11 protein-coding genes are annotated in these 12,334 nt (G+C 63.0%); 2 read left to right on the top strand and 9 right to left on the bottom strand.

The genetic code is table 11. The annotated features are described in order from the left end of the window. Positions 1–177: 177 nt before the first annotated feature. A complete protein-coding gene (locus C4J93_RS05185; protein ID WP_124428752.1) occupies positions 178–981 on the top strand; it encodes a SirB1 family protein in 804 nt (267 codons plus the stop codon). Here C4J93_RS05185 and C4J93_RS05180 read toward each other — a convergent pair. From C4J93_RS05180 to hmgA, 4 genes are all read right to left on the bottom strand, one after another. Next, positions 978–2,339: an aromatic acid/H+ symport family MFS transporter gene (locus tag C4J93_RS05180; RefSeq protein ID WP_124428751.1), complete on the bottom strand. Its 1,362-nt coding sequence runs from the start codon at positions 2,337–2,339 to the stop codon at positions 978–980. The genes C4J93_RS05185 and C4J93_RS05180 overlap by 4 nt on opposite strands. A gap of 162 nt (positions 2,340–2,501) precedes the next feature. Next, a complete protein-coding gene (gene maiA / locus C4J93_RS05175) occupies positions 2,502–3,137 on the bottom strand; it encodes a maleylacetoacetate isomerase (RefSeq protein WP_124428750.1) in 636 nt (211 codons plus the stop codon). Between the two features lie 12 nt (positions 3,138–3,149). Then, positions 3,150–4,436 (bottom strand): fumarylacetoacetase, encoded by a 1,287-nt coding sequence (gene fahA / locus C4J93_RS05170; RefSeq protein ID WP_124428749.1) that lies wholly within the window; start codon positions 4,434–4,436, stop codon positions 3,150–3,152. 3 nt (positions 4,437–4,439) lie between these two features. Further along, complete coding sequence (gene hmgA / locus C4J93_RS05165) at positions 4,440–5,723, bottom strand: homogentisate 1,2-dioxygenase (RefSeq protein ID WP_124428748.1); 1,284 nt, start codon at positions 5,721–5,723, stop codon at positions 4,440–4,442. Between the two features lie 120 nt (positions 5,724–5,843). Between hmgA and C4J93_RS05160 the strand changes: the two genes are divergently transcribed. Next, the gene (locus C4J93_RS05160) at positions 5,844–6,623 is read left to right on the top strand and encodes an IclR family transcriptional regulator (protein ID WP_124369728.1); all 780 of its coding nucleotides are present in this window, start codon (positions 5,844–5,846) and stop codon (positions 6,621–6,623) included. 1 nt (position 6,624) lies between these two features. Here C4J93_RS05160 and dacB read toward each other — a convergent pair whose 3' ends face one another. The 5 genes from dacB to C4J93_RS05135 all read right to left on the bottom strand — a co-directional run bounded on the left by dacB (position 6,625) and on the right by C4J93_RS05135 (position 12,217). Then, entirely contained in the window at positions 6,625–8,082 is a 1,458-nt protein-coding gene (dacB, locus tag C4J93_RS05155) for a D-alanyl-D-alanine carboxypeptidase/D-alanyl-D-alanine-endopeptidase (protein WP_124428747.1), read from the bottom strand. Between the two features lie 102 nt (positions 8,083–8,184). Then, a complete protein-coding gene (locus C4J93_RS05150) occupies positions 8,185–10,599 on the bottom strand; it encodes a TonB-dependent receptor (RefSeq protein WP_124428746.1) in 2,415 nt (804 codons plus the stop codon). A gap of 133 nt (positions 10,600–10,732) precedes the next feature. Then, a complete protein-coding gene (locus C4J93_RS05145; RefSeq protein WP_124403161.1) occupies positions 10,733–11,005 on the bottom strand; it encodes a GIY-YIG nuclease family protein in 273 nt (90 codons plus the stop codon). Between the two features lie 36 nt (positions 11,006–11,041). After that, the gene (locus C4J93_RS05140; RefSeq protein WP_124361412.1) at positions 11,042–11,512 is read right to left on the bottom strand and encodes a nuclear transport factor 2 family protein; all 471 of its coding nucleotides are present in this window, start codon (positions 11,510–11,512) and stop codon (positions 11,042–11,044) included. Positions 11,513–11,581: 69 nt separating this feature from the next. Then, a complete protein-coding gene (locus C4J93_RS05135) occupies positions 11,582–12,217 on the bottom strand; it encodes a response regulator transcription factor (protein ID WP_124428745.1) in 636 nt (211 codons plus the stop codon). Between the last annotated feature and the right edge of the window lie 117 nt (positions 12,218–12,334).

The raw sequence follows: 12,334 nt of genomic DNA, 5'->3' as shown, positions 1-12,334 counted from the left end.
CGAATCACTTCTGGTAGTGGCCCAAGTATAGGCTGACAGCAGCAAACTGCTCGATCGCACTGGAATAAGCGTCCCCGTTTCGTGGGACTCGCGGCATAAGAGCGTGGGATATTTACTTAAGATGCTGGACGAAAATTCGCAGCAAGGCTAAAACGAGGGCATCCGCCGGAGAATGCAATGAATCCCCGCACAGCCTTTTTCGCCTGCCTGGACCGTTCACCCCCTGCGCTGTTCGAAGCCGCGCTGTGGATTGCGGCCGAGCATGACGCTGGCGTACAGCCACAGCTGATCCTGCAGGCGTTCGGCCTGCTGCACCAACAGGTCAGCCTGGGCATGCCCACGCTGCCGGCCGATGAACTGGGCCAGCCGCTGCTGCGCTGCATGAACGACCTTGGCTTTGCCCAGGATGACTTCACCCCGCTGCGCCCCGCCGCCGCGTTGCTGGACAAGGTATTGCAACGTAAACGCGGGCAACCCCTGGCCCTGGGCCTGATCGCGCTGGAGCTGGCACGGCGCCTGGAGATTCCCCTGGTCGGGGTGAATTTCCCCGGCCACTTCCTGCTGCGGGTACCCGGCGCCGATCACCTGCTGGACCCGTGCGGCGGTCGGCGGCTGTACCCCAACGACTGTCGCGAACTGCTGCACCGCCAGTACGGAGCCAATCTCAAACTGCAGGCAGAGCACCTGCACAGCGCCGATCCGCGCGCGATCCTGCAGCGGCTGTCACGTAACCTGCGCCAGCTGTACCTCGCCAACGACGAACCACTGGCCGCCCTGGCGGATGCCGAGCGTGTGCTCGAACTGGGCAATGCCAGCGCCGCCGACTACCTGGCGCGGGCCAGCCTGTATCAGCGCCTGGACTGCCCGAGCGCCGAGCGGTTTGACCTGGAACACGCGCTGATGCTCAGCGAAGACCCTATCCAGCGCCTGCGCCTGACCGAGCGGCTGGGGCACCTGCCGCCCAATTCCGTAGTGCATTAGGGCGCTTTGAGCAGGTCGCCCGGCGACGGCTTCATGGCTTCGCTCGTACCTGGCGACCGCACCTGAATAATCAACAGCGCCGCAATCACCGCCGGAATCGCACAGAAGAAGAAAATCTGCTGCACCGGAATATGCATCGCCAGCAGCAGGCTGCCGAACAACGGCCCCAGGATCGAGCCGAATCGCCCCACCCCCAATGCCCAGCCCGTACCGGTGGCGCGCACGTGCGCCGGGTAGAAATTACTGGCGAACGCATTGAGGGTCAGTTGCCCGCCGATGATGCAGAACCCGGCGGCAAACACGCACGCCACCAGGTAACGCGGATTGTCATGATTCAGGCCCAGCAGCACCGTGCACACCGCCGCCGCTGCCAGCACAGCGGACAACAGGCGCACTTTGCTTTTCAGCCGATCGGCGAACCAGGCCATGCCGATGGCGCCCACTGTGCCGGCAAACAGGAACATCGAGGTCACCAGGTTGGCCAGGTTCAGCGCCAGCCCGCTTTCGAGCAACAGCGACGGCAGCCAACTGATCATGAAATACAGCAGGATCAGGCTGACGAAAAAGGTCGCCCAGATCAGCACCGTGGGGCGCGCGTAGCCGTGACGGAACAGCTCCACCACGGTCAACCGGCTGCCCTGTTCCTGGCGATTCTGCGCATCGCTCGCCAGGGGCGCCCGCCAATCGGGCAACATGCGCGCCGTGACCTTGTGCAAGCGCGCGTAGGGCGGCGCATCGCGCAGCAGGCGCGGCAGGGATTCGGGCAACCGCCACACCAGGAACGGAAACAACAGCAGCGGCGTAACGCCGCCCGCCAGGAACACCGCCTGCCAACCAAAACCGTCGATAAACCCCGCCGCCACAAACCCACCGGCCGCGCCGCCGAACGAGAAGCCACAGGCTGCCAGGGTCACCATCAGGGTGCGCATGCGTGGCGGCGAATATTCCGACATCAAGGCCATGGCGCTGGGCATCGCGCCGCCCATGCCGATGCCGCAGATAAAGCGTGCGGCCATCAGCGTGGTCAGGGAGTTGGCGAACACCATCAATACCGTGAGGCTGGCGTAGATCAGCACACAGGCCAGCAGGATACGCCGCACACCGAACCGGTCCGCCAGTGGCGTCACCAGCAGCGAGCCCACTGTGAGGCCGAGCAGGTTGGCGCTGAACACCGGACCGAACGCGGCTTTTTCCAGGCCCCAGTCCTTGGCCAATGCCGGCACGACATAGCCGAGCACCTGGGCGTCGTAGCCATCGGTCACCAGTAGCAATGCCAGTAGCAGGAGAATCAACCACTGATAGCGCGACACCGGACGGGCGTCGAGTGCCGCGCGAAAGCTGGCAATCTGATTGTGCATCGCAAGGTACCTTTCATTATTTTTATTGGCTGGCGCTGATCAAAAACTGTGGGAGGGGGCTTGCTCCCGATGGCGGTGTGCCAGTCGACATATTCATAGCTGGCATACCGCTATCGGGGGCAAGCCCACTCCCACATTTTGTTTCTGTGCAAGTTATGGGAATTATGGTGTGTCAGGTTGATTGGCCGGGTGCGCCTGCACGAACGCCGGATGCTGCGCCGCCAGTGCGGCCACCCGCCCGATACGCGGGTACGCCGCCAATGGCACCTTGAAACGCTCGGCTGCATACAGCTGCGGGATCAGGAACGCATCGGCCATGCCCGGCTGTTCGCCAAAGCAGAACCCGTGATCGCCAATCAACTGCTCCACCGCCCCGAGCCCCTGGCTGATCCAATGCGCGATCCAATCGAGCAATTGCGCCTCATCATGGCCCCACTGGCGCAGCAGGTTCTGGGTGCTGGAGTTGTGCAACGGGTGAATGTCGCAGGCAATGATCGACGCCACGGCGCGTTCGTGGGCTCGGGCGGCAAGGTCCGTGGAAAGCAGCGGCACCTGTGGATAATATTCCTCCAGGTATTCGATGATCGGCAACGACTGGATCAACAGCTCGCCGTCATCGCAGCGCAAGGCCGGCACACGCCCTTGCGGATTGATCGCCAGGTACTCAGGCTGGCGATTGGCTCCGCCTGCCGGCACCAGCAGGTTGACCGGCACCGCCGTGAAATCCAGGCCCTTGAGTGCCAGGGCGATGCGCACCCGGTAGGACGCGGTCGAACGATAGTACGTATAGAGTTCCATCACCCCGCCCCCTCAGCGTGCGCCGACCACAGTGCCACGGCATTCGCCGAAACCGATGGAGGCAAAGCCTTCGCGGTTGCAGCGCGCACGCAGGATGATTTCATCGCCGTCTTCGAGGAATTTGCGCACCTCGCCGGAGGCCAGTTCAATCGGCTTTTTGCCGCCTTCGGTGATCTCCAGCAGGCTGCCGAACTGCCCCGGCTGCGGCCCCGACAACGTACCCGAACCAAACAGGTCACCAGCTTGCAACTGGCACCCGTTGACGCTGTGGTGCGCAACCATTTGCGCCACGGTCCAGTACATATGCTGGGTGTTGCTCAGGGTCAGGCGATGGGCCGGCAGGTTCTGTTCACGCATCGAAGCGGTGGTCAGCAGCACTTCCAATTCGATATCGAAGGCGCCCGCCTTTTGATCGCGAGGGTCCAGCAGGTACGGCAACGGCTGCGGATCGCCTTCGGGCCGCGGCGGTTGCGCCTTGCGGAACGGCTCCAACGCTTCGGCCGTGACTACCCAGGGCGAGATGCTGGTGATGAAGCTCTTGGATAGGAACGGCCCGAGCGGCTGGTATTCCCAGGCTTGGATATCGCGTGCCGACCAGTCGTTGAGCAGGCAGAAACCGGCGATATGTTCGGCCGCATCGCCGATGGCAATCGCGTCGCCCATGGTGTTGCCCTGGCCGATCCAGATGCCCAGTTCCAGTTCATAGTCCAGGCGCGCGCAAGGGCCGAAGGTGGGCTCGGCCTGGCCGGCCGGCAGGGTCTGGCCTTTGGGGCGGCGCACGTCCGTACCCGAGGGACGAATGGTCGAGGCACGGCCGTGATAGCCGATCGGCACGTACTTGTAGTTGGGCAACAGCGGGTTGTCGGGACGGAACAGTTTGCCGACGTTCTGCGCGTGTTCGATGCCGACGTAGAAGTCGGTGTAATCATTGATTTTGGCCGGCAGGTGCATCTGGCAATCGGCGGCACGGTGCAACACCTGCGCCTCGCGGGTTTGCAGCTTGCTGCCTTCGGCGAGCAGTTCCAGCAGGCGCTCGCGCAAAGCCACGCGTGGGCCGCGGCCGAGTTCGAAAAAGGCGTTCAACTGACCGCCTGCAGTCGCCTCGACGGCACGCCGCGCTTCACCGTCAAACTCATCCAGGGCGGCGTGCAGGTCAAGGATCGCGTCGCCAATCGCCACGCCACTGCGCGGCGCCGAGCCGTTGATGCTGAACACCCCCAGCGGCAGGTTCTGCAGGGGGAAATCCGCGTGACCGTTGGCGCAGGCGACCCAGCTGCGGGGTTGTGTGGGTTGAGTCATGGGTTATCTCCGATTCGGGTTGAAGGTGGCGGGCAGCGAAGCCCAGCACGCGTCATAAGCGGGTTGCAGTTGCGAGCATTCCAGGGCGAACTGGGTGGGGCGCAGCACCTGGCTGGTCTCGAACATGAATGCCATGGTGTTATCGATCTTGTGCGGCGCCAGATCCGCGTTGATCGCTTTGGTACAGGTCTCGCCGTCCGGGCCATGGGCGCTCATGCAGCTGTGCAGCGACGCACCGCCGGGCAGGAAGCCCTCGGCCTTGGCGTCGTAGGCACCCTGGATCAGGCCCATGTATTCGTTCATCAGGTTGCGGTGGAACCACGGCGGGCGGAAGGTGTTCTCGGCGACCATCCAGCGCGGCGGGAAGATCACGAAGTCGAGGTTGGCCAGGCCGTGCACGCTGGTGGGCGAGGTCAATACGGTGAAGATCGACGGGTCCGGGTGATCGAAACTCACCGTGCCGAGGGTGTTGAAGCGACGCAGGTCGTACTTGTACGGCACGTTATTGCCGTGCCAGGCGACCACGTTAAGCGGCGAATGGTCGAGCTCGCAGGCCCAGAGTTCGCCGAGGAATTTCTGTACCAGCGTGGTCGGCTGCTTGAGGTCTTCGTAGTGGGCGACCGGGCTGAGGAAATCGCGCGGATTGGCCAGGCCGTTGCTGCCGATGGGGCCCAGGTCCGGCAGGCGCAGCGGTGCGCCATGGTTTTCGGCGACGTAACCGCGCGCCTGGGCATCGAGCAGTTCGACGCGGAACTTGAGCCCGCGTGGCAGTACCACAATCTCCAGCGGCTCGACCTCCAGCACGCCGAGCTCCGTGGCGATCCGCAAACGGCCCTGTTCGGGCACGATCAACAGTTCGCCGTCGGCATTGAAGAACACGCGCTCCATTGAGCAGTTGGCGAGGTAAGTGTGAATGCTGATGCCTGACGGTTTTTGCGACCCGGCGTTGGCGACCATGCCTACGAGCCCGTCGATAAAGTCAGTCGGCTCGCCTGGGATGTCCAGCGGGTTCCAACGCAGCCGGTTCGGCGTCACCGCGCCCAGGGGCCCGCCGGCCAACTGCCGCTCCAATTTGCTAAAGGCCGGGTGGTTGGCCGATGGCTGGATGCGGTACAGCCAGGTACGCCGGGCTTCGCTGCGCGCCATGGTGAACGCGGTGCCGGAGAATAGTTCGGTATACAGCCCGTAGGGCGCTTTCTGCGGCGAGTTCTGGCCGACGGGCAGCGCGCCGGGCAGGGCTTCGCTGGCGAATTCATTGCCGAAGCCCGACAGGTATTCGAGGTTCATGGAGCATCCTCTGGGGGTCAGTTGTTTTTATCGTAATCCAGTTACGCTTAACGTAATTTGATCGCCATGGACCGTCAAGCTATAAAGACGCCCACTCATCTCTCGGATTCTCGCTCCCCCATGGAAAAGCCCCGCGACACCGGTAAACAGAAAGTCCGCTCGGCCGAAGTGGGCACCGATATCCTCAAGGCCCTGGCCGAACTGTCGCCGGCCACTTCACTGTCGCGCCTGGCCGAGCATGTGCAGATGCCGGCGAGCAAGGTCCATCGTTACCTGCAGGCGCTGATCGCCTCGGGCTTTGCTGAACAGAACGCCGCCACCAACCACTATGGCCTGGGGCGCGAAGCCTTGCGCGTAGGCTTGGCTGCGCTGGGCAGCATGGATGTGCTGAAAGTCGGCGCGATGCCCCTGGCGGAGCTGCGCGATGACTTGAATGAAACCTGCTTTCTGGCGGTGTGGGGCAACCAGGGCGCGACCGTGGTGCACATCGAACCGGCGGTGCGCGCGGTTACGGTGGTGACGCAACTGGGTTCAGTCTTGCCGCTGCTCAGTTCGTCCACCGGGCTGGTGTTCAGCGCCTATCTGCCGACTCGGGAAACCGTGGAATTGCGCGAGCGCGAAATCCAGGCCGGCACCGCCCATACCCTGGCGGACGACCAGGCCTACGCCATCACCTGCGAGCAGATCCGTCAGCGTGGCCTGCACTTTGTGCATGGTTTGCTGATGCCGGGGGTGGATGCGTTGTCGGCGCCGGTGTTCAACGCCGTGGGGCACGTGGCGGCGGTGATGACCGTGGTCGGCCCTACTTCGCTGTTCCACGCCGATGAAGACGGCCCGGCGGCGCAGCGCTTGCTGGCGGCGACCCGGGCCGTGAGTTGGCGTATGGGTTATCAGCCCTGAGTCAGTCGTGCCACTGCGCCAGAGCCACGGCCAGGCGGTTTTCCAGAGCATGGATGCTGGCGGTGTCGCTCAGGTAGTTATTGCTGATCATCGCAAACACCAGTCGCCGTCCTTGGGCATCTGTGAGGTAACCGCTCAGGGACGACACCCCGCTCATGGAACCGGTCTTGCCGTGCAGGTTGTTCTCGGCGGCCGTGGCGTGCAGCCGATAGCGCAAGCTGCCGCCGGTCATACGATCGCTGTTGCCGGCAATTGGCAATGCGTTGTACCAGGCATCGAACCACGGCTGTTTGCTTGCGGCCAGCAGCAGGTCGGTCAGGGTTTGCGACGACAGCAGGTTACGCCGTGACAGGCCCGAGCCGTCCACCTGGCTCAAGGTACTCGTATCCACCCCCTGTCGCTTGAGAAACCCGGCCACCGCCGCCACGCCCGCCGCCGCCGTGCCGCTGTTGGCGGTCTTGCGGCCCATGGCTTTGAGCAAGGCTTCGGACATGTTGTTGTTGGAGAGCTTGAGCAGCGGTGTGATCAATTCCTGCAAGGGCGCCGATCGATGCTCGACCAGCACGTTCGCCGTGGCCGGGCTCGCAGCACCGATCACCCGGCGCCCCATCACCTGGATGCATTGCCGCGCCAGCGCCTGCTCGAACAGGTTGGCCACCAGTTGCGTCGGCTCCCATACGCTGACCAGTTGCTCGCTCTGCCTGCCCGGCGCAACGGTGCCGCTGAGCTGCAACAGGTTGGTGCCATGCCGGCGGTTGACGCCATAGGTGTTGCCCGGCCCGCTGAGGGCGCGGTTGCTCAGTTGAAGGTAGTCGGTGGGCGGATAAATCTCGACCGTCACCGGCAGGCCGGTCCGCATCGGTGCCGTGGCCGTGACCAGCACGCTGCCGGCGTCGAAATCGGCGTTGGGCGCCACGGTCAGCGCCGAAATCTGCGCGCCGTAATAGGTTGTTTCATCATCCTGGGACCAATCGACCCCCAAGCGCTCAGCGTCGAACCAGGTGTCGTCGAACACCAGGTCGCCCTGGACCTGGCGGATGCCCTGGCTGGCCAATTGCGCCGCCAGGGCCTGGTAGTCGGCGAGCTGCAAGGTCGGGTCGCCGAGGCCGCGCAGGTACAGGTTGCCGGTCAGGCGTTCGCCCTGGCGCGTGCCGTCACTGAGCAGCTGCGTGGCGAAGCGGTATTGCGCGCCCAGCACATCCATCGCCGCCGTGGTGGTCAGCAGCTTGAGGTTGGAAGCCGGCACCAACCGCGTGCTCGGATTGTGTTGATACAGCATGTCGCCGCTGCGTACGTCGCGCACCGTCAGTGAAACCGTGGCGCCACGCAACGCCGGGTCGGCCAACAGTTGGTCGAGCGCCGCTGGGGTGGCGGGGTGTGAAACGCTGGCGCAGCCGCCCAGTAACAAGCTCAAGCCGACCAGCAGCGCGCTGGTGTGTAACCATCGTCCAAAGTGCATCAGTAGCGTTTTCCGTAGGCATCGAATGCCGGCAACGCTAACAGCTCAGGTGTCAATGTGGGAGGGTGCAATCCCCCTCCTCCCACAAAAAAGCAAATCCGGTCAGAAGGTAAGGGTGCTGGACACCGACACCTGCCGCGCATCACCGATGGACACGAACTGTGTGTTCACCGAAGAGGTGTAGTAAGTGCGGTCGAAAAGGTTTTTCACATTGAGCTGGAACTTGACCTTCTGCCCGTCGATTTTGGTGTCATAGCTGGCGAACGCATCGGCCACGGTATAGCTCGGCAATTCGAAGCTGTTGGCCGCATCCCCTGCCCGCTCGCCGACGTAGCGCGCACCGGCACCGACGCGCAGTTGATCGCCACCCAGCAGGCTGCCGAAGTCATACACGGCCGACAACGACGCGGTATTTTTCGCCACGTTTTGCAGGCGGTTGCCTTTGAGCGTCGGGTCGTCGGTGACCTCGGCATCGGTGTAGGCGTAACTGCCGATCAGGCTCCACTTATCGCTCAGCTGGCCGCTGGCATCCAGTTCCAGGCCACGGGAACGCACCTTGCCCGCCACGCTGTAGACCGAGGTCAACCCCTCGCCCACCTGCACCAGTACGTTGCGCTTATCGATGGTGAACAGCGCGGCGCTCGCGGTGATGCGCCCCGGCAGGTCAAACTTGGTACCCAGCTCCCAGGCCTTGGATTCTTCCGGCTGCAGGCTGCCGTCCAGCACCGTTTTGTTGGCCAACGGCGCGATGGTGGAGTTGGGTTTGAACGACTCGGTGTAGCTGCCGTAGAACGACAGTTCGTCGGTGTAGCGGTACACCAGCCCGGCACGCGGCACCCACTTCTGGCCGTTGCCGTCGGTGTTGGCAGTGAACGGCACGCCTTTACCGGCGTATTGGTCGTACATCTGGTAGCGCGCGCCGCCCACCAGGATCCACTGGTCGTTCAGGTGCAGGGCATCCTGGAAGAACAGCGAATCGCTGCGCAGAAGATCGGTCTGGTTGCTGTCCGGCGCGCTGACGTTAGAGCCCGCCACTTCATTGCCGTAGACCGGATCGTTGAAGTTGAAACTGCCACGTGGCGCCTGGCGAATCAGCTCGGCGCGGTGGATTTTGCGGTATTCATCGTCCAGCCCGAACACCAGGTCGTGCCGCATGCCGGCCACGTCGACCTTGCCTTCAAGGCTGGCGGTGGCGAAGCGGTCAGTGGTCAGCGCGCCCTGGGTGCCGTCCATGCTGCGGGTGAGGGTGCCGTTGGTGTTGACCTTGACCACGCGCACCTGGCTGGCGTCATAGGTTTCACGGTTCCAGCTGTAGCCGAAGCGGGCTTTCCAGTCGTCGTTCAGGTCGTGGTCGACGGTCAGGCGGTACAGGTCGGAGCGGCCTTCCATATCGTTGAACGGCTCATCCAGGCGGCGGGTCGCGGGGATGTTCAGCGGGTGATTGGTTTTTGGATCGATGGCCGTGCCGCGGTCGAACGGCGACAGAAACTCGCGGTGCTCATAGGCGAACACCACTTGGGTCGCGTAGCCATACCAACCCAGCGACGGCGCCACCAGGGTTTCACGGTGGGTGCCGTAGTTGCGCCAGTAGTCTTCGTCTTCATGGTCGACGATCAGGCGATAGGCCAGGCCGCTGTCGCCAATCGGGCCGGTGGTATCCAGGCTGCCGCCACTGCCATTCTTGCCGCTGCCGAAGGTCGAACCGCGCGCGGTCAAGGACGTGGACTGCACCAACTCGGGCTTTTTACTGACGATGTTGACCACGCCGCCCGGGTCCTGGATGCCGTACAGCAACGACGACGGCCCCTTGAGCACTTCCACGCGGTCGGCGGTGGAGTTCAACGCACGGCCCTGCACCACCGGCATGCCGTCCTTCATGATCGAGCCGTTGCGGTTGTCGCCGAAGCCGCGCAGCATCACCGCGTCCTGGGTGCTGCCGAGGGTGTTGGACTGGGTGATGCCGCTGATATTGCCCAGCGCGTCATCCAGGTTGCGCGGTTGTTGATCGCGCAAGACCTGGGCGGGTACCACGTTGACGGTTTGCGGGGTTTCCAGCAGCAGGCCCTGGGAGCGCATCACCGAGCTGGTCGGCGGCGGCTGGTAGCTGGTGCTGTCCTGGCCAGGGCTGGCAGCGCTGATGGTGGTGGCGCCGAGATTGACCGCGCCGTCGGCGGGCAGCGGTTCCAGCGCCAGGGTACGGGCGTCGATCTGGCGGAAGGTGAAGCCGGAGTTGCCCAGCAGGCGTTGCAGCGCCTGGGTCGCGCTCATCTGCCCGTTGAGCGCCGGGGCGTTGAGGCCGTAAGGCGCTTCATCGGTATAGATCACGCTGATCCCGGTGACCCGGCTGAAATCACTCAGCGCCTGGGGCAGTGGTTTGGCCGCCAGAGCAAACGTGAACTGGGCGCTTTGCTGTTCCTGCGCCTGTGCCACGGCCAAGGGCAGCAACGCCAGCGCCGAGACTGAAAATACCGAGGCTCCCAGCCATTGTTTGACCCTACCGCCCGCCGTCGATTTCATGCTGTGAGCACCCGTGTAAAAACGCTGTTAATGCGAATTGATCGCAGTTTCAAGCACTACACGGATGGGCGAGCGGTTTACCTCACCCTTGATTGCAAATATTTTGTTATGGCGCCTGATGGGAACCTGTCAGTCAGCCTGATGAACCACTGGTCGCCAGGCACTCCTTGGCGCTCTTCTTCAATTTCTTGATCAAGCGTTCCTGGCGCAGTGCTTCGCCTTTGCTCGCACATTGCTCGGTATACACCAGCGCAACGGCGGGGCTGGAGAGGAAAAACCGCGCGCCCTTGCCGCTCTGATGCGTGGCGAACCGGCGCACCGGGTCATTGCTGATGCCGCAATACAGCGAGCCATTAGCGGCGCGCACCAGGTAGACGAACCAGGGTTTGGATTCAGGCGTGTTCACGACGGGATTCGGCACTGTACAGAAGCACCCAGCTTATCAACGACCGGCCTGGAATGCCTTCAAACCTTTGCGCGCCTGGGCGCGTACGGCATTTTTCACCAAGGGCGTCCAGCCCAGTAACAGGCCCTTGGTGCCCAACGCCTGGCGCGACCAGCGCCACAGGTCGAAATGGTCGTGATGCTCGCAAATCCTGCCGTCACGAAACACGAAGCGCGCCTGAATATCGTTGACCACCGTATTGCCGGTCGCGCTGAACAGGTATGTCGCCACCCAGTGCGCGCTGCCCGCGTTGCCCTCGCTGCGCACGTTGTCAAAGGTCAGGGAAAAATCCTTGGCCCGAGTGGTGAGCATGCGCCACATGTCGCCGGCGTCCTGCCCGCGCAGTTCGCCGAAGGCCGGATCGCTGAACACCACGTCCTGGGTATAACAGGCGGCCATGGCTTCGGCATCCAGGCGCTGAAAGGCGCTATAGAACTCAGTGATCAGGGCGTTATGGGCATCACTCATGGGCAGTTTTCGCAGGATGAACAGGGATGCCGAACGATAGTCCGCGTAACACGAGAATGCCATTGCTTTCTACGGCACCATTCCCGTATCGCGCGCATAAGCAAACAAATCGACATCCGTCGAAATACTCAAACGTTGCATGGCCGTGCTTTTCTGCTTGCTGATGGTGGAAATACTGCGGTTGACCTGCGCCGCAATCTGGCTGACTGTCATGCCGCTGGCCAACATTCGCACCACCTCGCGCTCCTTGTCGGACAATTTAGGCTGCCCGGACTGGTCGCCCACCCCTGACTCCACCAACTGCAAGCGCAGGGATTCGCTGGTGAAGGTCTGGCCCGCACACACGGCCTTGATCGCCTGGGGCAACTCCTTGGCCGAAGCACTCTTGGCGACCAAGCCGCGCACACCATGGGAAAAAGCTGCACGCAAGATGGCGATGCTGGCGAACATCGTCACCACAATCACCGGCACCTGCGGATACTGGCGGTGCAGCAGGCCCAACAAACCGTAGCCATCGGCCTGCTGGCCACCTGGCATGGCGAAATCCGTGACCAGCACGTCGCACGGGGTTGTGCTCAACACGTCAAGCAACTGATCAGGACCGTCGGCCTCACCGACCACTGTGCATCTTCCATTCGCCTCGATCACGACCCTTTGCCCGATGCGAACAATAGGGTGATCGTCAGCAATAATTACTCGAAGCATAGGTACCCACGAATGATTGCAACTTGAATCAGCGCAAAATACCTCCGCCGGCAATCATCAACAACAGCTAACAAAGCGTCACTTGCAGCCACGCCCAATGTTCTGTACTAGCTAAAT

This window comes from Pseudomonas sp. R2-37-08W (genome assembly GCF_003851705.1).
Taxonomy (GTDB): domain Bacteria; phylum Pseudomonadota; class Gammaproteobacteria; order Pseudomonadales; family Pseudomonadaceae; genus Aquipseudomonas.
Note: the sequence above shows the minus strand (reverse complement) of the source record. Positions and strands in the feature narration are given on the sequence as shown.